Here is a 21,478-nt window from a genome sequence, read left to right on the forward strand (position 1 = left end):
ATGCTGGCCGTGCCAGATAATCACGACGTTCAGCTCTTTCAATGAATGGCGCTAGTGGCGCATATCCGCGGGCGGTTTTGCCAGCGGTTTTTCTCTTGTCTGCAGGGGCGAGCAAGCCTGGGGACCTTTTTAAAGATCAAAAGATCGCGAGCAAGCTCGCGCCTACAGGTCCTCAATGTGTTCCATTATCCACGTCACAAATGCCTGCACCTTGGGCACCCCCGCCGAATGTTCAGGGTAGGCCAGGTAATAGGCGTCGGGACTGGGCATGGAGTGCGGCCAGGCAACGACCAGTTTGCCGTCAGCCAATTCTTCTGCCACCAGAAACCTGGGCAGCAGCGCCACGCCACAGCCCACTTGTGCCGCCCGGATGCACATATAAAACGTATCGAAGCGCGGGCCGTGATAACTGTGATCGGTGCGATGCCCCTGGCTTTCAAACCAGTCATGCCAGGCTTGTGGACGGGAGGCGTTTTGCAGCAGGACCAAATCGGTCAGTTGCGTAGGATCGGTATAGGGCTTGTCAGGCAAGCTCGCTGGCGCACACACCGCCACCAACTCTTCGCCAAACAGCTTCAGGCATTCGGTACCGGGGCGTGAGCCCTGGCCGAAATAGAACGCCAGATCGCTGCGGCCTTGCAGCAAGTCATCGGCCTGCTGTTCATTGCACAGGTCCAGATGGATATGCGGGTGCTGCAGGCGCCAGCCCTTGAGGCGCGGCACCAGCCAGCGGGCACCGAAGGTCGACGGCGTAGATACGCGTAACACTTCTGTTTCGCCGCCGTAGGAGCGCAGGGTGTGGGTCGACATCTCGACCTGGGTCAGGATTTTTCGGACTTCTACCAGGTACAAATCACCCGCCGGGGTCAATTGCAGGCGCCGACGCACGCGGCGAAACAGCAAGTGCTGTAACAGTTCCTCCAGCTGCGCGACCTGCTTGCTGACCGCGCTTTGGGTCAGGTTCAGCTCTTCGGCGGCGCGGGTGAAGCTCAAGTGGCGGGTCACAGCCTCAAAACACTGGAGTGCAGTGATCGATGGCAGATGGCGTTTATTTAGCATCAGCGCTGAGCATAAAAAGCCCCTCATTCTTGTTGTCAGGCAACGTTACCAGCGCAGCATGAATTTTCGGAATGATATCTCGCTTAAAGGTCGTTTGTTGCCGCGATGCGGGCCAGCTACAACTAATGGCCTGAAAACCCGTTTTTTGAGCTGAAGGAGTGTCCCATGCTTGCTGCATTACTGGATCGTCTTGGTGTTGACCCCGCGCTGTACCAGCAGGGCCGGCAACCGGTACATACGCCCATTGATGGCAGCCGGATCGGTGCCGTGCATTGGGAAGGGGCTGCCGAGGTCGAGCAGCACGTGACCCGCGCCGAACATGCATTCGAAGCCTGGCGCAAGGTTCCGGCGCCGCGCCGCGGCGAACTGGTGCGTCAGTTTGGCGACCTGCTGCGTGAGTACAAGGCGGATCTGGGCGAACTGGTGTCCTGGGAAGCGGGCAAGATCACCCAGGAAGGCCTGGGCGAAGTCCAGGAAATGATCGACATCTGCGACTTCGCCGTCGGCCTGTCGCGTCAGCTTTACGGCCTGACCATTGCTTCCGAGCGCCCGGGCCACCACATGCGTGAAACCTGGCACCCGCTGGGCGTGGTGGGGGTGATCAGCGCGTTCAACTTTCCGGTGGCCGTCTGGGCCTGGAACACCACCCTGGCACTGGTCTGCGGCAACGCGGTGATCTGGAAGCCCTCGGAGAAAACCCCGCTCACGGCACTGGCCTGTCAGGCACTGTTCGATCGGGTGCTGAGCACGTTCAGCGATGCCCCCAAGTACCTGGCCCAAGTGATTATCGGTGGCCGGGACGCCGGCGAAGCCCTGGTCGATGACCCGCGCGTCGCCCTGATCAGCGCCACCGGCAGCACCCGCATGGGGCGCGAAGTGGCACCAAAGATTGCCGCGCGCTTTGCCCGCAGCATTCTGGAGCTGGGTGGCAACAACGCGATGATCCTTGCTCCGAGCGCCGATCTGGATATGGCCGTGCGCGCCATCCTGTTCAGCGCCGTCGGTACCGCAGGCCAGCGCTGCACCAGCCTGCGTCGCCTGATCGCCCATGACTCGGTCAAGGAAGAAATCGTCACCCGGCTCAAGGCGGCCTATTCCCGGGTGCGCATCGGTCACCCGCTGGAAGGCAATCTGGTTGGCCCGCTGATCGACAAACACAGTTTTGAAAACATGCAGGACGCCCTTGAGCAAGCCCTGAGCGAAGGCGGCCGGGTGTTTGGCGGTGAACGCCAGCTGGCCGGGCAGTACCCGAATGCGTACTACGTGGCCCCGGCCATCGTTGAAATGCCCGAGCAGAGCGATGTGGTGTGCAGCGAAACCTTCGCCCCGATCCTGTACGTGGTGGGTTACAGCGACTTCAGCGAGGCCCTGCGCCTGAACAATGCCGTACCCCAGGGCCTGTCGTCGTGCATCTTCACCACTGATGTACGTGAGGCCGAGCAGTTCATGTCGGCCACCGGCAGTGACTGCGGTATCGCCAACGTCAACATCGGGCCCAGCGGTGCAGAAATTGGCGGCGCCTTTGGCGGTGAAAAAGAAACCGGTGGCGGCCGTGAGTCCGGCTCCGATGCCTGGCGCGGCTATATGCGGCGCCAGACCAATACCGTCAACTACTCGCTGGAACTGCCGCTGGCGCAGGGTATTACGTTCGATTGAGGCACCCCCCCGGAGCTCATGTGAAGGGCCACTGTGGAAGCCGGGTCAACCCGGCTCCCACTGTTTGTGGATAAAAACGCATCACCGTTGGGTTTCATCTCTGGAGCTTGGCAATGCCTTTACTCGAACAATGTTTGTGGGAAAACCTGACGCCTCAACGTCCGCAATCGTCTGCCTTACAGGGCGAACTGAGCGTTGATGTGTGTGTGATTGGTGCTGGCATCACCGGTTTGTCTGCCGCCATTCACTTGCTGGAACAGGGTAAAAGCGTCTGTGTGCTCGAAGCCCATCGCACCGGGCACGGCGGTTCGGGGCGCAATGTGGGGCTGGTCAATGCCGGGATGTGGATTGCCCCGGACGAGATCGAAGCCGGTTTCGGCGAAGCAGTGGGCAGCCAGCTCAATCGCATGCTGGGTGCTGCCCCGGCACTGGTGTTCAGCCTTGTCGACAAGTACCGCATCGACTGCCAGCTGCGCCGCGAAGGCACCTTGCACATGGCTCACAATGCCCGGGGCGAAGCTGACCTGCGCAGTCGCGAGCAACAATGGAAGCGTCGGGGCGCCCCTGTGGAACTGCTCACCGGCGCTGCCTGCACCGAAGCGACCGGAACCCCGAAAATTGCCGCCGCCCTGCTCGACAGGCGTGCCGGAACCCTCAATCCAATGGCCTATACCTCGGGCCTGGCCAAAGCCGCCAGTGACTTGGGCGGGCGTTTGTTTGATCACAGCGCAGTGACCGGCCTGGATCGTCAAGGCCAGCGCTGGTCGGTGCAAACCGCTCAGGGCGCGGTGAGTGCAGAGCAAGTGGTGCTGGCGTCCAATGCCTACACCGAAGGCGAATGGACTGACTTGCGACGTAACTTTTTCCCCGGTTATTACTACCAGGTTGCCTCAAAGCCGCTGACCGATGACAGCGCCAGCCGCATCTTGCCCGGCGGGCAGGGCTCATGGGACACCCGCCAGGTGTTGAGCAGTATTCGCCGTGATGCCGAAGGCCGTTTGCTGTTGGGCAGCCTGGGCAACGGCAATCAAAAACCGGCCTGGTTTCTCAAAGCCTGGGCCGATCGCGTGCAGCAGCACTACTTCCCGTACCTCAAAGGGGTGGAATGGGAATGCACCTGGACCGGCTGCATCGCCTTCACCCCCGATCATTTGATGCGTCTGTTCGAGCCCGCGCCCGGTTTGGTGGCAGTCACCGGTTACAACGGCCGGGGCGTGACCACGGGCACTGTGGTGGGCAAAGCATTCGCCGATTACCTGTGTAACGGCGATGCCAAAGCCCTGCCGATACCCTTTGCGCCGATGCGGCCACTGTCTGGCACGGGGCTGCGCAGCTGTCTGTACGAAGCCGGTTTTTCGCTGTACCACGCCGGTCAATGCTTGCGGATTGTCATCTGACAAAGCTTTTGCAGGCTCCCGAACGCATCTGCCCCGGCATCGACTAGCCTCAAATGGTGCGGCCTGTAGCAGTCGCGCACCGGGAGTGTGCAGTTAGGTGACGTAAGTGGTTACAGAGTGGTTGCCCGGAGCCGGGCAACCCGGTTGCAACCCTTGTCGTTTGAGGTAACACCAACCCATCAAAAACAGTTTTACCTTCCTTGGTCTAGACGGTTGCACGTCCAATGAAAATGGACTCGAAACAGCCGATATAACAACAAGACAGCGGCTTTTTTAAGAATAAAAAACCAATGGCACGCGGCTTGCTCTGAGCTTCACCTGAAGTCGAAGTGCCATCTAACAAAACCTCAGGAGCACCACCTCATGTCGCAGACGTTCTACAAGAAAGGTTTTCTGGCCCTCGCGGTAGCAACAGCGTTGGGTGTTTCTTCGTTTGTTCAGGCTGATGTGAAAATCGGTGTGGCGGGCCCGATGACCGGTGCCAACGCGGCATTTGGCGAGCAGTACATGAAGGGCGCGCAGGCGGCTGCGGATGCAATCAACAAGGCGGGCGGAATTAACGGTGAGCAGATCAAACTGGTGGCGGGCGACGATGCCTGTGAGCCGAAGCAGGCTGTAGCCGTTGCCAACCGCCTGGTGGATCAGGACAAAGTAATCGGGGTTGTAGGTCACTTCTGCTCTTCGAACACCATTCCGGCGTCGGATGTGTATGCCGATGCGGGTGTGATCATGATTACGCCGGGCTCGACCAATCCGCAGGTTACCGAGCGCAAGCTGGACGCGGTGTTCCGTATGTGCGGGCGTGATGACCAGCAGGGCATCGTGGCGGGTGACTACATTGTCGACGTGCTCAAAGGCAAGAAAGTCGCGGTTATCAACGACAAGGACACCTACGGTAAAGGTCTTGCCGATGCCACCAGTGCGCAACTGACCAAGCGCGGAGTCAAACCGGTCCTGGAAGAAGGCCTTACCCGTGGTGAAAAGGACTTCAGTGCCCTGGTCACCAAAATCCGCTCGCTGGGCGCCGATGTGGTGTACTTCGGCGGCTTGCACCCAGAGGCGGGCCCGCTGGTGCGTCAACTGCGTGAGGCTGGCCTCAAGGATGTGAAGTTCATGTCCGATGATGGTGTTGTAACCGACGAACTGGTCGCCACTGCTGGCGGCCCGCAGTACGTCGATGGCGTGTACATGACTTTCGGCGCCGACCCGCGCCTGCTGCCGGACAGCAAAGCGGTGGTTGAGCAGTTCCGTAAAGCCGGCACCGAACCGGAAGGCTACACCCTGTATGCCTACGCCTCGGTTCAGGCCCTGGCTGACGCTTTCAATGGCGCCAAGTCCAACAAGGGCGAAGACGCTGCCAAGTGGCTCAAGGCCAACCCGGTTGAAACCGTAATGGGCAAGAAGGAATGGGACGCCAAAGGCGATCTCAAAGTCTCTGACTACGTGGTTTACCAGTGGGACAAGGACGGCAAATATCACCAGCTGGAAAAACAGAAGTGAGATAAGCCGCTCTGCCTTCTCCTGTAGGAGCGAGCTTGCTCGCGAGCTGTTAAAGATCGCGAGCAAGCTCGGTCCTACGGAGAAAGGGCATCAGGCATGTCTGCATCACCTGTCTTCTTTTCCATGAGCGGCGCAAACCTTGCCCTGCGGGCGGGTTTGCGCAATGGCTCAAGTGCGTGAGATTGCGTTATGGACGGTATATTCCTACAGCAACTGCTGAACGGCCTGACCCTCGGGTCTGTTTACGGCCTGATTGCCATCGGCTACACAATGGTCTACGGCATCATCGGCATGATCAACTTCGCCCACGGCGAGGTGTACATGATCTCCGCTTACCTCGCGGCTATCAGTCTGGCTCTGTTGGCATACTTCGGCGTTGAATCCTTCCCGCTGCTGATGTTGGGCACCCTGGTATTCACCGTCATCGTCACTGGCGTGTATGGCTGGGTGATTGAACGTGTGGCTTACAAACCTCTGCGAAATTCCACACGGCTGGCGCCACTGATCAGCGCCATTGGTATTTCCCTGATCCTGCAAAACTATGTGCAAATTGCCCAGGGCTCGCGGCAACAAGGCGTCCCGACACTGCTCAGTGGTTCCTGGCGCGTCGATATCGGCACCGGTTTTGTACAACTGACCTACACCAAAGTCTTCATTCTGATCGCGGCCTTTGCAGGCATGGGCCTGCTGACCTACATCATCAAGTACACCAAGCTGGGGCGCATGTGCCGTGCTACCCAGCAAGACCGCAAGATGGCGTCGATCCTGGGCATCAACACCGACCGGGTGATCTCCTACGTGTTTGTAATAGGTGCCGCCATGGCCGCGTTGGCTGGGGTGCTGATTACCATGAACTACGGCACGTTCGACTTTTACGCCGGCTTCATTATCGGGATCAAGGCGTTCACGGCTGCGGTACTCGGCGGGATCGGATCCCTGCCCGGGGCCATGCTCGGCGGAATCATCCTGGGCATTTCCGAATCACTATTTGCCGGCCTGGTTAACTCGGATTACAAGGACGTGTTCAGTTTCTCATTGCTGGTGCTGATCCTGATTTTCCGTCCCCAGGGCCTGCTGGGTCGTCCTCTCGTGGCGAAGGTGTAAGTATGTCTGCAGCCATTAACAAACCGATTGATATCAAAAAAAGCGTCGTTGATTCGATCCTTGCCGGGTTGATTTCATTGATTGTGTTCGGACCTATCGTGGGGGTGGTGCTCGACGGCTACAGCTTTAACCTGCAACCGGCGCGCGTCGGCTGGCTGGTTGCGATTGTGATGGTGGGGCGCTTTGTTCTGAGCCTGTTCCTGCAAACGGCCAGGGGCCTGAAAATCCTTCAGGGGTTCGAGTCCACCGGCTCCGGCGTGCACGTACTGCCCCCGGATTACAAATCGCGGCTGCGCTGGATCGTGCCGTTGCTGATCGTGATTGCCATCGTTTTTCCGTTTTTCGCCAACAAATACATTCTGACGGTGGTCATTCTCGGCCTGATCTACGTGTTGCTCGGTCTGGGGCTGAACATAGTGGTGGGCCTGGCGGGGCTGCTCGACCTGGGCTACGTGGCCTTCTATGCCATCGGCGCTTATGGGCTGGCACTGGGTTATCAGTATCTGGGGCTGGGTTTCTGGTCGGTGCTGCCGCTGGCGGCGATTGCGGCAGCGATGGCTGGATGCATTCTCGGGTTCCCGGTGTTGCGAATGCACGGTGACTATCTGGCCATCGTGACCCTGGGCTTTGGTGAAATCATTCGCCTGGTGCTCAACAACTGGCTGTCATTTACCGGCGGCCCCAACGGCATGCCGGTACCATCGCCGACGTTTTTCGGCCTGGAGTTCGGTCGCGTGGCCAAGGACGGCGGGGTACCGTTCCATCAGTTCTTCGGTCTGGACTACAACCCCAATATCAAATTCCTGTTTATCTACATCGTGCTGTTTCTGGTGGTGCTGCTGGTGCTGTATATCAAGCACCGCCTGACTCGCATGCCGATTGGCCGGGCCTGGGAAGCGTTGCGTGAAGACGAAATCGCCTGCCGCGCCATGGGCCTGAATCACGTTCTGGTCAAACTTTCAGCCTTCACCCTCGGCGCTTCTACGGCAGGTCTGGCCGGTGTGTTTTTTGCCAGCTACCAAGGGTTTGTCAACCCGTCGTCGTTCACCTTCTTCGAGTCGGCGCTGATCCTCGCCATTGTGGTGCTCGGTGGTATGGGCTCGACCGTGGGGGTAGTGATTGCTGCATTTGTCCTGACCGTGGCGCCGGAACTGTTGCGCAGTTTTGCCGAGTACCGGGTGCTGCTGTTTGGCGTATTGATGGTGCTGATGATGATCTGGCGCCCACGGGGCCTGATCCGGGTCAGCCGTGTCGGGGTCACGCCACGTAAGGGAGTCGCGCCATGAAAGACCTCTCCAGCAACGACGAAGTAGTGCTCTCGGTCGACAAGCTGATGATGCACTTTGGCGGGATCAAGGCTCTGAGCGATGTCAGTCTCAAGGTCAAACGCAATTCAATCTTTGCCCTGATCGGGCCTAACGGGGCGGGGAAAACCACCGTGTTCAACTGCCTGACCGGGTTTTACAAAGCCAGTGGCGGCAGAATCGAACTCAATGCCCGTGGTGCGCGGACCAATGTCATCAAGCTGCTGGGGGAGCCATTCAGGCTGACGGACTTTGTCTCGCCCAAAGCCTTTGCCAGCCGCCTGTACTACAAAATGTTCGGCGGCACCCATCTGGTTAACCGTGCAGGGCTGGCGCGCACGTTTCAGAACATTCGTCTGTTCAAGGAAATGTCGGTGCTGGAAAACCTGCTGGTGGCGCAGCACATGTGGGTCAACCGCAACATGCTGGCGGGCATCCTCAACACCAAGGGCTACCGCAAGGCCGAAAGCGATGCGCTGGACCATGCGTTTTACTGGCTGGAAGTCGTCGACCTGGTGAACTGTGCCAACCGCCTGGCCGGGGAGTTGTCTTACGGCCAGCAGCGGCGCCTGGAAATTGCCCGGGCCATGTGCACGCGGCCGCAAATCATCTGTCTGGACGAACCGGCGGCCGGGCTTAACCCGCAGGAAACCGAAGCGCTCAGTGCGATGATTCGCCTGCTGCGGGACGACCACGACTTGACCGTGGTATTGATCGAACACGACATGGGGATGGTCATGAGTATTTCCGATCACATAGTGGTGCTCGACCACGGCAACGTGATCGCACAGGGCGGGCCGGAAGCCATTCGCAACGACCCGAAAGTGATCGCGGCCTACCTTGGCGCCGACGAAGAGGAGCTGATATGACGGGCACTATCCTCGAACTCAAGGAACTGGACGTTCACTACGGGCCGATCCAGGCCCTGAAAAAAGTCTCGATGCACATCGAGGAAGGCGAAACCGTGAGCCTGATCGGCTCCAACGGTGCGGGCAAGTCCACGTTGCTGATGTCGATCTTCGGCCAGCCCAGAGCCAGTGGCGGGCAGATCTTCTACCAGGGCGTGGACATCACTCAGAAGTCCTCGCACTACATTGCCTCCCATGGCATCGCCCAGTCGCCGGAAGGCCGTCGCGTATTTCCGGACATGACGGTGGAAGAAAACCTGTTGATGGGCACCATCCCCATCGGCGACAAGCATGTCGACGAAGACATGCAGCGCATGTTCGAACTCTTCCCCAGGCTCAAGGAGCGGCGTAATCAGCGGGCAATGACCATGTCGGGCGGTGAGCAGCAAATGCTCGCCATCGCCCGCGCCCTGATGAGCCGTCCCAAGTTGCTGTTGCTGGACGAACCCAGCCTGGGGCTGGCGCCGATCGTGGTGAAGCAGATTTTTGCGACCTTGCGTGAACTGGCTACCACCGGCATGACCATCTTTCTGGTCGAGCAAAACGCCAACCACGCCCTGCGCCTGTCGGACCGGGCCTACGTGATGGTCAACGGTGAAATCCGCCTGACCGGAACCGGCAAGGAACTGTTGAGCAACGAAGAAGTACGCAACGCGTATTTAGGCGGGCACTAAAGGGTTCACCCTGCAGGAGCGAGCGCTTTGCAAATCTCGCGAGCCAGTTCGCTCCTGCAATTTTCGCAGCCCCTTTCCAGGGGCTTTTTGTTTTTCAACAGCGCACTTTTGAAATTGTGGAAAACAATATTCCAGACCCGCGAAAGCGCGACATAAAGCCGCTCTAAATACCTGTTTTAACATCATTTTGACTTGTCCCCGTTTGCTGTGGAGGTGGCTGTGGGTAACGTGGGAGTAGTTGGCTGCAGGCCTTTGTTTACGTGGCTTGCACGGGTGTGGTTGTTTTTTGATCAGCGGTTTTTACCTGGCTTCCTGCAGGATTTGTCAACAGATTTGTTCAGTTATAAACATAGTCATTAGTCGATAACCAACCTGTGGATAAGTCTGTGGTTAAACTCTGGAAGGAATGCCCTGAGCGGCGGAATTACTGGCCTCTGGCTATCTCAGAGGTTTTACCGGGTTGCACCTTTTTGGGGCGTCTGCATGTTGCCTGCGTCCAGGTCAAGCTAAAAACTCTTCAATCAGCGCTCAACCCCTTGTGGCCAGAGGCTTTGGCCATTTTGGAGTTGCCCCCAAAGACTGTGGACGGGCCTGTGGATAACGTGAGTGCATATGGCTCCAGCCCTTGTCTGGCAAGGCCTGCAGGGAGTTGGTTGTTTTTCGTACAGGTTTTGTCCGGGATCATGTGCCGGGTTGCCGCCAAATCGCAGCCGGGGCATGCTGCTTCCCGTCTTATTCAACGGCGGCCGATGCCCGCCAGCCAAGGAGAACGCTATGACTTCCACCCTGTTTATTACGGGCGCCACTTCCGGATTTGGTGAGGCCTGCGCTCGCAAGTTTGCGCAAGCAGGCTGGAAACTGGTACTGACCGGCCGCCGTAAAGAGCGTCTGGATGCCCTGTGCGAAGAACTGTCCAGCCAGACCGAAGTCCATGGCCTGGTAGTAGATGTACGTGATCGCAAGGCGATGGAAGAGGCAATTGCCAATCTGCCACCGTCGTTCAGCAAGCTGCGCGGACTTATCAACAATGCCGGGCTGGCGCTGGGCACCGATCCGGCGCCCAAGTGCGACCTCGACGATTGGGAAACCATGGTCGATACCAACATCAAGGGGCTGCTCTACACCACGCGCCTGCTGCTGCCCCGGCTGATTGCCTACGGCCGCGGTGCCGGTATCGTTAACCTGGGCTCTATCGCCGGCAGCTACCCGTACCCCGGCAGCCATGTCTATGGCGGCACCAAAGCCTTCGTCAAGCAGTTCTCCCTGAACCTGCGCTGCGACTTGCAGGGCACGGGCGTGCGGGTCAGCAACGTTGAACCGGGTCTGTGTGAAAGCGAATTCTCGATGGTGCGCTTCGGCGGCGACAAGGCCCGCTATGACGCCACCTACCAGGGTGCTGAGCCGATTCAGCCGCAAGACATCGCCGAGACGATTTTCTGGGTGCTCAATACGCCGGCCCACATCAACATCAATCGCCTTGAACTGATGCCCGTCACGCAGTCCTGGAGCGGTTTTGCCATCGAACGCCACGCCACAGAGTAAACTCACGCCTGGCAGCCTGCCCGCGACCTCCTGAGGGGGTCGCATTCAACAGGGCTGAAAAGGAGTTTTTGTGAGTAACAGTGGTGAGCAGAAACTGCTCAAACAATCGACCGTTCTGATGTTCGCGGTGGCCATCGCCGGCATCGTGACGGGTGTTATTTCGGGTTCGCAATCCATCTTGTTCGATGGGTTCTTCTCTTTGATCGCGACCTTTATCAAAGTACTGATGCTGATCACGGCACAGTTGATCGCCAAGGAAAGCAACGAACGTTTCCAGTTCGGCTTCTGGCACCTTGAGCCCATGGTGCTGCTGATCGAAGGCAGTTTCCTGTTTTTGATTGCGATCTATGCCTTTCTCAATGGCGTGTTCGGCATTATCAATGGCGGGCGCGAAATTGAGCTGGGCCTGGTGATCATCTACGCGGCGGTGTTTACCGTAATCGAGTTTGCCTACTACTTCTGGGTCCGGCGTAAAAACCGCAAGCTCAAGTCCAGCCTGATCCAGTTCGACAACATCAGCTGGCTGGTGGACGCCATGCTGTCGGTGGGGCTGTTGATAAGTTTTGTCACGGCGCTGATTCTGAAACAACAGGGTTATGCCCATTGGGCCGCCTATGTAGACCCGGCGATCCTGATTTTGCTGGCTTTCAGCATGCTGGCTCCGGCGTTCAAAATCCTGCGCCCGGCTTTGCGCGACGTCCTGGGTATTGCCCCGGACAAGCTCGATGACAAGGTGCGGGATGTGCTCGAGGAAATGTCGGCGCGCCATGGCTTTGAGGGCTACAAAACCTATGTGCAAAAGCACGGAAGGGCGCGTTTTATCGAGATCCATATCGTGTTGCCGGCGGGATATCCGCTGACCAGCATCAAGACCCTGGACGGGTTTCGTGAAGAGATATCAGGCATGTTGGGCGCGGCCGACAGTGCGCGCTGGCTGACCATCAGCTTTACCGGCGATCGCAAGTGGATTGCCTGACCTTACCCCTGTAGGAGCGAGCTCGCCTCGCGAGCTCTTTACATATTCGCGAGGCAAGCTCGCTCCTACAGGAGTTGCGCCAGGCCGCTGTAGCAGGTGGCCAGGTGATACGGCGTGGTCGACGGCATGTCCAGGCGGCTGACGTTGCCTGCCGCATCCCGGCATTCATACCAGCCACCGGCATGTAAAAAGTTCTGCTGCAACGCCAGCAACTGGCGTTGCAGGCGGGGCAGGGGCGCCGGACGCAAGGTCAGGGCGCGCAGGTACTCGGCCTGGGCCCAGATGCGCTGGGTGCCATCGCGCAAGGTGCCATCCGGGGCCAGCATGCCGCAGACCGCCCCGGTCTGCGGGTCGACCCCAACCTGTTCGGCAAAGTCGAAGGCGAGCGCAAGCGAGTCGTGCAGGGCTGTATGACGCAGCAGTGGCGAGGACTCCAGCAAGTAGAACCACTCAAACTGATGCCCGGGTTCAAACCAGTTATCCACAGCCCCCAGCGGTTTTTCGAGCAAGGCGTTATGCACAGGCTCGATAAAGCGCTGTTGCATGCCATCGGCCAGCGCCAGCAATGCGCTGTGTACCGGCGCATCGTCGCGCACCGACAAAGTCGCCAGAAACGCCTCGGCCAGATGCATCAACGGGTTTTGCAGCGGGCCGGTGTCCAGCGTTGACCAGTCCCGCTCGAGGCTGGCTTCGTACAGGCCATTACCATCGCTGAAGCGCTCGGCGACGACTTTCAGCGCGGCATTGAGCACTGACTCCACCGCCGGCTCGCGCACCTTGCCCCAGTAATGGGCGCAGGCAAAGATGATAAAGGCATGGGTATACAGGTCTTTACGCTGATCCAGCGGCGCGCCGTCGGGGTCGATGCTGTAAAACCAGCCGCCGTGTACGGCGTCGTAAAAGTGCTTTTGCAGCGAGCGGAACAACCTGCCTGCGCGCTCGGCAGCGCCGGGGAAGGCAGGGTCATCGATCAAGCTGGCGAATAGATATAGCTGACGGGCGCAGGCCATGGCGCGATAGCGCTGGGGCGTCAGTGGCCGGTGCTCGGGGCTGAGTGCCTCATAGGGCAGTTCCAGTTCGGCATTCCAGCCGGGGCCTTGCCAGAGCGGCACAATGACCTGGCGAAAATGCTGCTGTACCGCCGCAAACAGGGCGGTCAGTTCGAGCGGGAAGGCGGAGCTGGCTACATGGGGCATTGGCTGGCGTCGTCACGGCTGGGGCGTTTGCGCGACATGATACACCGTGACGTCCAACTCTGTAGGCGCGAGCTTTTAAAGCTTCAGGCCCACAAAAGATCGCGGGTTATGAGATCAACAGTCCCTGCCGTTCAATAAACCTCACGATGGTATCCAGGCCGTGGCCGGTTTTTTGATTGCTGAACACAAAGGGCTTTGCCCCGCGCATGCGCCGGGTGTCACTGTCCATCAGCTCCAGCGATGCGCCCACCAGCGGTGCGAGGTCGATTTTATTGATCACCAGCAAGTCGGATTTGCAAATCCCCGGTCCACCCTTGCGCGGCAACTTGTCCCCTGCGGATACATCGATCACGTAGATCGTCAGGTCGGACAGTTCCGGGCTGAAGGTGGCCGACAAGTTATCCCCACCCGATTCCACCAGAATCAGGTCCAGCCCGGGGAAGCGCCGGTTCAGCTGGTCCACGGCTTCGAGGTTGATCGATGCATCTTCACGAATGGCGGTGTGCGGGCAGCCGCCGGTTTCTACACCGATGATCCGCTCCGGTGCCAGCGCCTGGTTACGCACCAGAAAATCGGCATCTTCGCGGGTATAAATATCGTTGGTGACCACCGCCAGGTTGTATTTGTCACGCAGTGCCAGGCACAGGGCCAGGGTCAGGGCAGTTTTGCCGGAGCCCACCGGGCCCCCGATGCCGACCCGCAAAGGTTGTGTGTTCATTGCATTCTCCTAGGAACGAAACAGACGGCTGTACTGGCGCTCGTGGGCCATGCTCGCCAATGACAGGCCGAAAGCGGCACTGCCCAAACGGGATAAGTCGAGGTTGCTGGCGTGTTGTTGCGCCTGCTGCAGCGCCGGGGATAACTCGCTGGTCATGCGTTGAGCGGCCTGCTGGCCCAGCGGCAGGGTTTTCATCAGCACCGCCAATTGGTTTTCCAGCCAGCTCCACAGCCAGGCTGCCAGCGCGTCTGACGCACTGATGCCCCAGGCCCGGGCAGCCAGTGCCCAGCCGAGTGCCAGGTGCGGCTCGGCTTGTTGGGTGAGAAATAGCCGTGCAGGCTCATCCAGCTCGGGCAACCCCATCAGAAGTTGCTGCAGGGAGTAGCCCATTTGCCGGCTTTCCTGATGCAATTCGCGGGTTTCACGACTGGCGCGGTGTTCGTCGCAAAATTGCTGCAAGGCACTCCAGTCTTCGTCGGCCGCCGCCCGGCAATGGGCGAGCAGCAACGGAGCCTCGAAGCGCGCCAGATTGAGCAGCAATTGATCGCTGATCCAGCGGCTGGCAGTTGCCGGGCTGGATACCCGGCCATTTTCGACGGCCATTTCCAGGCCCTGGGAATAGCTGTAGCCGCCAATCGGCAGCTGTGGGCTGGCCAGGCGCAACAGCGCCCATGCCGGACTCACAAACGCACACCAAACTGATGCAGGCGCGGGGCGTAGTTGAAGTCTTCTTCGCCTGCGCGGGAATGATGATGACCGCCGCCGTAGGCGCCGTGCTCCGGTTGGAACGGCGCCTCAATGGCTTCGGTCTGCGCGCCCAATTGTTCCAGCATGGCTTTGAGTACGTAGTCATCGAGCAGGCGCAGCCAGCCATCGCCGACTTGCAGGGCGACATGGCGGTTGCCCAGATGATAGGCCGCGCGGGTCAACTCAAAGGCATTGAGACAGGTCACGTGCAGCAACTTTTCGGGGCTGGCACACACCCGCACGATGCGCCCGTCCTGGGCTTGCAGAAATTCGCCGTCATGCAGGGGCGGTTGTCCGCGTTCAAGGAACAGGCCGACGTCCTCGGCGTCACTGCTAAAGCAACGCAAACGGCTTTTGCTCCGGGCTTCGAAGTTGAGGTGTAACTCAGCGCTCCACACGGGGTGGGGCTGAACTCTGCGATGAATCACCAACATCGGTAGGCTTCCTGCAATTGACAATGCCTTGATCAGAGCAAGGGGCTTGCCAACCTTGGGTTGCACAACAAAGGCGAGTGATCCGGGGAAGGGAAAGGGGCTGCGGCGAGCGATAATGGTGCGCTATGAGTTTTATTTCGCACCAACAAGGTGCGCGCCTTTACTCGGTACTGCCCAGGCCTTGCCAGTGCTTGAGCCCGATAAAGATAAAACGCAGCTGCTGGCTGATTTTTGCCTGGGGTTGCAGGTAGTCGGGAAGCGCCTCGGCGGGCGGATCGATGACATCGGGCAAGGCCGCGAATACACTTTTAACCACCAGATCGGCAATTACCGTAAGGCCTGCGTGGTTCAAGTGCTGCAGCTTGGGCTTGGACCCGAGGTCGGCGGCCAGATCCGAGGTGATGTCTTCGCGCAGCGCCCCGACAGCCTGGCGCACTGGCTGTGAGCCGCCGTATTGCTCGCGGGCCAGAAACAGAAACTGCGAGCGGTTGGCCTGCACCACATCGAGAAAGATCCGTACCGACGCGTTGATCACACCGCCCATAAACAGTTCGTTGTGTCGCACCAGACGAATGGTTTCGCGAAAGGTCTGACCGACTTCACTGACCAGCGCCAGGCCCAGTTGGTCCATGTCGCTGAAGTGCCGATAAAAGCCGGTGGGCACTATGCCTGCGGTTTTTGCGACTTCGCGCAGGCTCAGGCTGCCAAAGCCGCGACCCGATTCCATCAAGTGGCGGGCGGCATCCATCAGCGCAAGGCGGGTTTGTTGCTTCTGTTCGGCGCGAGGCAGCATCGGAGCTGGTATTCCAGACAAGTACAACGGCGCACTCTAGCAAATCGGCTTTGATGACGTCGAACTGCAATGGAGACTCTGCAGGAGCGAGCTTGCTCGCGAGCTCTATTACTGCGTAAACAGATCGCGAGCAATCAGTTGCCGTCGGGCTCCTGCAATCACTTGATTAGCTGGCACGTTGATTCCTTTCGGCAAGACGATCCGCGCCGCCTTCCGCCACCAGGTTGCTCTGGCGTTGAGTGCGGTCGTAGCCATCTTCAGCCACGGGGTTCTGCTGGTTCAGAGTGCGTTGTGCGCCGTCCTCAGCCACAGGGTTCTGCTGGTTGAGAGTGCGTTGTGCGCCGTCCTCAGCCACGGGGTTCTGCTGGTTCAGAGTGCGTTGTGCACCGTCCTCAGCCACGCGGTTCTGCTGGTTCAGGGTGCGTTGGGCACCGTCTTCAGCCACAGGATTCAGCGGTTGGCTCAAGCTGCTGGAAGCAGGCTGCACCATGGGGGTTTGCTCGTCGTCGGCGGGCATCGCAAAGGCGTTGATGGCCAACAGTGAGAGGCCAAGACCAAGCAGTAATGGGCGTTTCATGATATCGGTGCTCCGTAGCAGGGCAATTAGTTAGTCAGGTAAGCAATGCTACGCTTGGATCTTCGATATCAAAGTTCATACGGCCAATGGTGATAATCAACACAATTGATTGTTCAGGCGCGAGTGCTCTGGCTTGCGGCTTTCGGGTGTTTTTTTCATGAAAGTCGGCCTCCGGTTAAACCTTGGGCAGTCTTTGACAGTCGTACTTTTATTAGCGTCGCAGCCATTGTAAAACGCCGCAGTTGGGACGTTCAGCCGTAATAAGGAGCCGTTAAATGACACGCACCCGTAAAGTCCTTGCCTGGATTGGCGGTATTTTGCTTCTGCTGGTGGTGGTCCTGGTGGTGATCCTCGCTACCTTCGACTGGAACCGGATCAAGCCCACAATCAATACCAAAGTGTCTGACATCCTCCATCGCCCATTTGCCATTAACGGCAACCTGGCCGTGCGCTGGCAGCGCGAAGCGGACGAGGGTGGCTGGCGTGCCTGGGTGCCTTGGCCCCATGTGATTGCCGAAGACCTGAGCCTGGGCAATCCCGAGTGGTCAAAAGAACCGCAAATGCTCGGCCTGAAGAAGGTGGAGTTGCGTCTGTCACCGCTGGCGCTGCTGACGCAGACCGTGGATATCCCGCGTATCGACCTGACCGAGCCATCGGCCAGCCTGGAGCGTCTGGCCGATGGCCGGGCGAACTGGACATTCAAGTTAGACCCCAAAGACCCGAACGAAAAACCCTCGGACTGGAAGGTGGACATTGGCGCCATAGGTTTCGACAAGGGCCATGTGACGCTCAATGACCAGACCCTCAAAACCCGTCTGGATGTAGTGATCGATCCGCTGGGCAAACCCATCCCGTTCAGCGACATCGTCGGCCAGAGCGCGGCGAAAAAAGCGCTGGAGAAAGGTTCTGCGCCACAAGACTACGCATTCGCGCTGAAGGTCAAAGGTCAGTACCACGGCCAGAACCTCGACGGCACCGGCAAAATTGGCGGCCTGCTGGCCTTGCAGGACGCGGCCAAACCCTTCCCGTTGCAGGCGCAAGTCAGCATTGCCGACACCAAAGTCGCGCTGGCCGGGACCCTGACCGACCCGCTCAACCTGGGGGCGCTGGACCTGCGCCTGAAATTGGCAGGCAGCAGCCTGGCCAACCTTTATCCACTGACCGGCGTAACCCTGCCTGACTCGCCGCCTTACTCAACCGATGGCCACCTGATTGCCAAACTGCATGAGCCGCACGGCGCAGTTTTCACTTACGAAAACTTCAACGGCAAAATCGGTAGCAGCGATATTCATGGCAACCTGAAATACGTCGCCAGCCAGCCACGGCCCAAGCTGAGCGGCGCACTGGTGTCCAATCAATTGCTGATGGCTGACCTGGCCCCGTTGATTGGCGCGGACTCCAACGCCAAGCAAAAAGCCCGTGGCGGCGACAGCAAACAACCGGCGGGCAAAGTGTTGCCGGTTGAAGAGTTCCGCACTGAACGCTGGCGCGATATGGATGCCGATGTGGAATTCACCGGCAAGCGCATCGTCCAGAGTGCCGAGCTGCCGTTCACTGACCTGTACACCCATGTGGTGCTGGACAATGGCGAGCTGAAACTCGAACCACTGCGTTTTGGCGTTGCGGGCGGCAAGCTGGATGCGCAAATCAACCTCAACGGCCGCAGTACGCCGATGCTGGGGCGGGCCAAATTGACCGCGCGCAACTTCAAGCTCAAGCAGCTGTTCCCGACCTTTGAACCGATGAAAACCAGCTTTGGTGAGCTCAATGGCGATGCCACGCTGTCGGGCACCGGCAACTCGGTGGCCAAGTTACTGGGCACGGCCAATGGCGGCTTGAAGATGATCATCAACGATGGCGCCATCAGCCGCAGCCTTATGGAAATTGCCGGCCTGAACGTCGGTAACTATGTGGTGGGCAAAATATTCGGCGACGAAGACGTGAAGATCAACTGTGCGGCGGCGGACTTCGGGATCAAGGATGGTCTGGCCACTTCGCAGTTGTTTGTGTTTGATACCGAGAACGCGATCATCTACATCGACGGCACCGCCAACTTTGCCACCGAACAGCTCGACCTGAAAATCACCCCCGAGTCCAAGGGGCTGCGTTTGTTTTCGCTGCGCTCACCGCTGTACGTAAAAGGCACCTTTGGCAACCCTTCGGCGGGTGTGGAAGCGGTACCGCTGCTGCTGCGCGGTGCAGGCATGGTGGCACTGGGCGTGATTGCCGGCCCGGCGGCCGGTCTGCTGGCGTTGATCGCCCCCAGCGGCGGCGAACCCAACCAGTGCGCACCGCTGCTGCAACAGATGCAGCAGGGCAAGGTACCGAAAACGGTGAAGTAGCCCCACAAACCCTGTAGGAGCGAGCTTTTAAGATCAAAAGATCGCCAGCAAGCTCGCTCCTGCAGGCCAGTGCTGGCGGCTTGATCCAGACAAAAAAATGCCCGCCCCTCATCACATGGGGGCGGGCATTTGCATTTGCGGGTCTGTTTACAGCCCTTTGAGCAGATCCGCCATGTCATCGGCATGCTCTTCCTCTTGGGCGAGGATTTCTTCGAAAATCCGGCGTGTGGTCGGATCCTTGTCGCCGATGTACTGAATGATTTCGCGATAGCTGTCGACCGCAATGCGCTCGGCCACCAAATCTTCGTAAACCATTTCCTTCAGGTTTTTGCCCGCGACGTACTGGGCGTGGGAATTTTTCGACAGCAGGTCGGGGTTGAATTCAGGTTCGCCACCCAGTTGCACAATGCGCTCGGCCAGTTTGTCGGCGTGCTCCATCTCCTGGGTGGCGTGCTCCAGGAACTCTTGCGCGGCAACGTGGGCCTTGATCCCGGTAGCCATGAAGTAGTGGCGCTTGTAGCGCAGCACGCACACCCACTCGGTGGCCAGGGATTCGTTGAGCAGGCGAAGGATCTCTTCGCGGTTGGCGCTGTAGCCTTCAGTGACAGCACCTTCTTCGACGTTCTTGCGGGCACGTTCACGCAGGGTCTTTTTATCGGTTAATTGCATGTCGCTCATTTCAATCTCCTTACTCATCAGGTTGCCGCCTTGCTCTGCTGGCAAGATCGGTTCACAAGTTGTGAGTTCAGCGCGAGGAGAAAGTTTTATCCGATTTTTGGTGTCTTTCTCAGGGGCGTGGTCCAGCGTTCCGAGAGGATTACCCCGGCCAGGGTCAGTGCGCCACCAATCAGGTGGTAAGCATGCAGTTGCTCTTTGAGCACCACCGCGGCAATCAGCGCCGTGATCAGCGGCAACAGGTTGAAGAACAGCGTGGTGCGGCTCGGGCCCAGCACGGTGACGGCTTTCATCCAGGCCAAAGGTGCCAGCATGGAGGCCAGAATACAGGCATACAGCACCAGCCCGATGTTGTGCACCGTAAGGCCGGTCTTGGGTGACATCAGGTACAACGGCAGCAACACCACGATCGCCACCAGGATCTGCATGTACAGCATCTGCAGGGGCGGCAGGCGCAACTGCCATTTTTTCAGCAAGGTGCTGTAGATCGCATAGGCCAGGGTGGCAATCAGCATCATCGCGTCGCCCAGGTTGAGGCCGTGGTCAAGCAGGGCACTGAAGCTGCCGCTCGATACCACCACCAGCACGCCGACAAAGGATAGGATCGCGCCGACCAGGGCTCCGGCGGTAAGACGCTGCCCCAGGCTGATGATCGACATGGCCAGCACCATCAACGGCATCAACGACAGGATGATCCCCATGTTGGTGGCCGAAGTCCGGGCTGCGGCGTAGTAGGCCAGGCTTTGATAAATCGCCATGCCCAGCACGCCGAGGACAAAGATCTTGCCCAGATTGGGCCGGATCACCGACCAGTTGGCGATCACCGGTTTGAGCATGAACGGGGTGAACAGCAGGCCGGCCAGCAGCCAGCGATAGAAGCCGATCTCGGACGGGAAGATGGCGCCGACCGCGAGTTTGTTGATTACGGTATTGCCGGCCCAGATAAAAATGGCCAGTAGCGGGTAAGCGTATTGCATCAGGAACAACCACAGGGTTAATGAGCAGCGATTATCCGCCTGTCTGTCTGCAAGCCTATACTTCGATCCGGCCAATCTCCCCCTGAATCCAGACAGCATGCGCAAGAATCTGATCAACGTTCCCGAATTCGACGGCTTGCCGGCCCCGGTGTACTTCCGTTATGCCGAATTTGATGCCGACAGCCATGCTGCGCCCCATGTCCATGCCTGGGGCTCGCTGGACTATGTGGCCCACGGGGTGATGCGCTACGAGGTCAACGGCCAGCGCTTCATGTCACCGCCGCAGTACGCGGTCTGGGTCCCGCCCCATACCGAGCACAGCGCCTATAACCCGCAGGCGATTGTCTATCGTTCGGTCTACCTGGATGTCGTCCATTGCCGGCACCTGCCCAAGACTCCGGTAACGCTGGCCATCAGCGACATTCTCAAAGCCATCCTCAGCGACTTTGCCCGGCGCGACATCAACATTCCCCAAAGCGAGTCCGACAAGAGACTGGCCCAGGTTCTGGTCGATCAGTTGCGCCAGGCACCTGTGCATCAGTGCTATTTGCCTTACGCCCGTCATCCAGGCCTGCAGGTGGTCCTTGAGGCCCTGCAGAGCCAGCCCGGCGACAATCGGCCGCTTGGGCAGTGGGCCGCTCAGGTGCATGTCAGCGAGCGGACCCTGGCGCGACTGTTTGTCCGGGAACTGGGCATGAGCTTCGGCGAGTGGCGGCAACGCCTGCGGTTTCTGGCGGCGATTGAAGCGCTGGAGTCTGCGCGCAGCGTGCAGGACGTGGGTTTTGATCTGGGCTACAGCACCTCATCGGCGTTTATCGCCATGTTCGCCCGTCAGGCCGGCTGCACGCCGGAGCAATATCGGCGTCAGGCCCGGGGCGTGATGTAACAGAGTTTGTCTA

Annotated in this window: 20 protein-coding genes; 11 read left to right on the forward strand and 9 right to left on the reverse strand. The window is 59.1% G+C overall.

All coding sequences use genetic code 11. The features are described from left to right. Positions 1–162 precede the first annotated feature (162 nt). Positions 163–1,059 (reverse strand): LysR substrate-binding domain-containing protein, encoded by an 897-nt coding sequence (locus EQV90_RS01750; RefSeq protein WP_240877671.1) that lies wholly within the window; start codon positions 1,057–1,059, stop codon positions 163–165. A 165-nt stretch (positions 1,060–1,224) separates the two neighbouring features. On the opposite strand from EQV90_RS01750, the gene EQV90_RS01755 reads away from it, so the two are divergent. The 9 genes from EQV90_RS01755 to EQV90_RS01795 all read left to right on the forward strand — a co-directional run bounded on the left by EQV90_RS01755 (position 1,225) and on the right by EQV90_RS01795 (position 12,120). Then, complete coding sequence (locus tag EQV90_RS01755; RefSeq protein ID WP_010656251.1) at positions 1,225–2,715, forward strand: aldehyde dehydrogenase family protein; 1,491 nt, start codon at positions 1,225–1,227, stop codon at positions 2,713–2,715. Between the two features lie 113 nt (positions 2,716–2,828). Then, positions 2,829–4,112, forward strand: a complete 1,284-nt coding sequence (locus tag EQV90_RS01760; protein WP_240877672.1) for an FAD-binding oxidoreductase — start codon at positions 2,829–2,831, stop codon at positions 4,110–4,112. Positions 4,113–4,475: 363 nt separating this feature from the next. Beyond that, positions 4,476–5,612: a branched-chain amino acid ABC transporter substrate-binding protein gene (locus EQV90_RS01765; RefSeq protein WP_003439065.1), complete on the forward strand. Its 1,137-nt coding sequence runs from the start codon at positions 4,476–4,478 to the stop codon at positions 5,610–5,612. Between the two features lie 189 nt (positions 5,613–5,801). Further along, positions 5,802–6,716 carry a branched-chain amino acid ABC transporter permease gene (locus tag EQV90_RS01770; protein ID WP_003439067.1) on the forward strand — a complete coding sequence of 305 codons (915 nt, stop codon included), beginning with the start codon at positions 5,802–5,804 and terminating at the stop codon, positions 6,714–6,716. Between the two features lie 2 nt (positions 6,717–6,718). Then, the gene (gene livM, locus EQV90_RS01775; RefSeq protein ID WP_010656249.1) at positions 6,719–8,002 is read left to right on the forward strand and encodes a high-affinity branched-chain amino acid ABC transporter permease LivM; all 1,284 of its coding nucleotides are present in this window, start codon (positions 6,719–6,721) and stop codon (positions 8,000–8,002) included. After that, positions 7,999–8,889, forward strand: coding sequence for an ATP-binding cassette domain-containing protein (locus EQV90_RS01780; protein WP_003439071.1), 891 nt, complete (start codon positions 7,999–8,001; stop codon positions 8,887–8,889). The genes livM and EQV90_RS01780 overlap by 4 nt, the downstream gene beginning before the upstream one ends. Beyond that, the gene (locus EQV90_RS01785; protein ID WP_003439073.1) at positions 8,886–9,602 is read left to right on the forward strand and encodes an ABC transporter ATP-binding protein; all 717 of its coding nucleotides are present in this window, start codon (positions 8,886–8,888) and stop codon (positions 9,600–9,602) included. The genes EQV90_RS01780 and EQV90_RS01785 overlap by 4 nt, the downstream gene beginning before the upstream one ends. Before the next feature lie 774 nt (positions 9,603–10,376). Further along, positions 10,377–11,144 (forward strand): SDR family oxidoreductase, encoded by a 768-nt coding sequence (locus tag EQV90_RS01790; protein ID WP_003439076.1) that lies wholly within the window; start codon positions 10,377–10,379, stop codon positions 11,142–11,144. A 70-nt stretch (positions 11,145–11,214) separates the two neighbouring features. Continuing rightward, positions 11,215–12,120 carry a cation diffusion facilitator family transporter gene (locus EQV90_RS01795; RefSeq protein ID WP_003439083.1) on the forward strand — a complete coding sequence of 302 codons (906 nt, stop codon included), beginning with the start codon at positions 11,215–11,217 and terminating at the stop codon, positions 12,118–12,120. A 65-nt stretch (positions 12,121–12,185) separates the two neighbouring features. Here EQV90_RS01795 and EQV90_RS01800 read toward each other — a convergent pair whose 3' ends face one another. The 6 genes from EQV90_RS01800 to EQV90_RS01825 form a co-directional block, all read right to left on the reverse strand. Further along, the gene (locus EQV90_RS01800; protein WP_240877673.1) at positions 12,186–13,316 is read right to left on the reverse strand and encodes an AGE family epimerase/isomerase; all 1,131 of its coding nucleotides are present in this window, start codon (positions 13,314–13,316) and stop codon (positions 12,186–12,188) included. A 106-nt stretch (positions 13,317–13,422) separates the two neighbouring features. Beyond that, the gene (gene ureG / locus EQV90_RS01805) at positions 13,423–14,034 is read right to left on the reverse strand and encodes an urease accessory protein UreG (RefSeq protein WP_003439087.1); all 612 of its coding nucleotides are present in this window, start codon (positions 14,032–14,034) and stop codon (positions 13,423–13,425) included. Positions 14,035–14,043: 9 nt separating this feature from the next. Further along, on the reverse strand, positions 14,044–14,718 hold the full coding sequence (locus tag EQV90_RS01810; RefSeq protein ID WP_003439089.1) for an urease accessory protein UreF: 675 nt from the start codon (positions 14,716–14,718) through the stop codon (positions 14,044–14,046). Then, positions 14,715–15,215, reverse strand: a complete 501-nt coding sequence (ureE, locus tag EQV90_RS01815; protein WP_003439091.1) for an urease accessory protein UreE — start codon at positions 15,213–15,215, stop codon at positions 14,715–14,717. Before ureE ends, EQV90_RS01810 begins: the two co-directional genes overlap by 4 nt. A 160-nt stretch (positions 15,216–15,375) precedes the next feature. Further along, the gene (locus EQV90_RS01820; protein ID WP_240877674.1) at positions 15,376–16,008 is read right to left on the reverse strand and encodes a TetR family transcriptional regulator; all 633 of its coding nucleotides are present in this window, start codon (positions 16,006–16,008) and stop codon (positions 15,376–15,378) included. A gap of 166 nt (positions 16,009–16,174) precedes the next feature. Further along, complete coding sequence (locus EQV90_RS01825) at positions 16,175–16,585, reverse strand: hypothetical protein (RefSeq protein ID WP_240877675.1); 411 nt, start codon at positions 16,583–16,585, stop codon at positions 16,175–16,177. 275 nt (positions 16,586–16,860) lie between these two features. On the opposite strand from EQV90_RS01825, the gene EQV90_RS01830 reads away from it, so the two are divergent. Beyond that, positions 16,861–18,927 (forward strand): AsmA family protein, encoded by a 2,067-nt coding sequence (locus EQV90_RS01830; RefSeq protein ID WP_240877676.1) that lies wholly within the window; start codon positions 16,861–16,863, stop codon positions 18,925–18,927. A 147-nt stretch (positions 18,928–19,074) separates the two neighbouring features. Here EQV90_RS01830 and EQV90_RS01835 read toward each other — a convergent pair whose 3' ends face one another. Further along, a complete protein-coding gene (locus EQV90_RS01835) occupies positions 19,075–19,605 on the reverse strand; it encodes a ferritin-like domain-containing protein (protein ID WP_003439105.1) in 531 nt (176 codons plus the stop codon). 86 nt (positions 19,606–19,691) lie between these two features. Continuing rightward, positions 19,692–20,579, reverse strand: coding sequence for a DMT family transporter (locus tag EQV90_RS01840; RefSeq protein WP_003439107.1), 888 nt, complete (start codon positions 20,577–20,579; stop codon positions 19,692–19,694). 97 nt (positions 20,580–20,676) lie between these two features. Here EQV90_RS01840 and EQV90_RS01845 point away from each other — a divergent pair, with 97 nt between their 5' ends. Beyond that, positions 20,677–21,465 (forward strand): helix-turn-helix transcriptional regulator, encoded by a 789-nt coding sequence (locus EQV90_RS01845; RefSeq protein WP_003439109.1) that lies wholly within the window; start codon positions 20,677–20,679, stop codon positions 21,463–21,465. The last annotated feature ends 13 nt before the right edge of the window (positions 21,466–21,478 follow it).

Origin of the sequence: Pseudomonas sp. TMW22089 (genome assembly GCF_022496645.1) — a bacterium.
Classification (GTDB): domain Bacteria; phylum Pseudomonadota; class Gammaproteobacteria; order Pseudomonadales; family Pseudomonadaceae; genus Aquipseudomonas; species Aquipseudomonas paraversuta.

Bases quoted from the DNA above. Each gene is read 5' to 3' on its own strand.
- EQV90_RS01825 (WP_240877675.1), bottom strand. From the start codon at position 16,585: ATGAAACGCCCATTACTGCTTGGTCTTGGCCTCTCACTGTTGGCCATC.
- EQV90_RS01820 (WP_240877674.1), bottom strand. From the start codon at position 16,008: ATGCTGCCTCGCGCCGAACAGAAGCAACAAACCCGCCTTGCGCTGATG.
- EQV90_RS01785 (WP_003439073.1), top strand. From the start codon at position 8,886: ATGACGGGCACTATCCTCGAACTCAAGGAACTGGACGTTCACTACGGG.
- EQV90_RS01830 (WP_240877676.1), top strand. From the start codon at position 16,861: ATGACACGCACCCGTAAAGTCCTTGCCTGGATTGGCGGTATTTTGCTT.
- ureE (WP_003439091.1), bottom strand. From the start codon at position 15,215: ATGTTGGTGATTCATCGCAGAGTTCAGCCCCACCCCGTGTGGAGCGCT.
- EQV90_RS01845 (WP_003439109.1), top strand. From the start codon at position 20,677: ATGCGCAAGAATCTGATCAACGTTCCCGAATTCGACGGCTTGCCGGCC.
- EQV90_RS01800 (WP_240877673.1), bottom strand. From the start codon at position 13,316: ATGCCCCATGTAGCCAGCTCCGCCTTCCCGCTCGAACTGACCGCCCTG.
- EQV90_RS01755 (WP_010656251.1), top strand. From the start codon at position 1,225: ATGCTTGCTGCATTACTGGATCGTCTTGGTGTTGACCCCGCGCTGTAC.
- ureG (WP_003439087.1), bottom strand. From the start codon at position 14,034: ATGAACACACAACCTTTGCGGGTCGGCATCGGGGGCCCGGTGGGCTCC.
- EQV90_RS01760 (WP_240877672.1), top strand. From the start codon at position 2,829: ATGCCTTTACTCGAACAATGTTTGTGGGAAAACCTGACGCCTCAACGT.
- EQV90_RS01790 (WP_003439076.1), top strand. From the start codon at position 10,377: ATGACTTCCACCCTGTTTATTACGGGCGCCACTTCCGGATTTGGTGAG.
- EQV90_RS01780 (WP_003439071.1), top strand. From the start codon at position 7,999: ATGAAAGACCTCTCCAGCAACGACGAAGTAGTGCTCTCGGTCGACAAG.
- EQV90_RS01765 (WP_003439065.1), top strand. From the start codon at position 4,476: ATGTCGCAGACGTTCTACAAGAAAGGTTTTCTGGCCCTCGCGGTAGCA.
- EQV90_RS01835 (WP_003439105.1), bottom strand. From the start codon at position 19,605: ATGAGCGACATGCAATTAACCGATAAAAAGACCCTGCGTGAACGTGCC.
- livM (WP_010656249.1), top strand. From the start codon at position 6,719: ATGTCTGCAGCCATTAACAAACCGATTGATATCAAAAAAAGCGTCGTT.
- EQV90_RS01750 (WP_240877671.1), bottom strand. From the start codon at position 1,059: ATGCTAAATAAACGCCATCTGCCATCGATCACTGCACTCCAGTGTTTT.
- EQV90_RS01770 (WP_003439067.1), top strand. From the start codon at position 5,802: ATGGACGGTATATTCCTACAGCAACTGCTGAACGGCCTGACCCTCGGG.
- EQV90_RS01840 (WP_003439107.1), bottom strand. From the start codon at position 20,579: ATGCAATACGCTTACCCGCTACTGGCCATTTTTATCTGGGCCGGCAAT.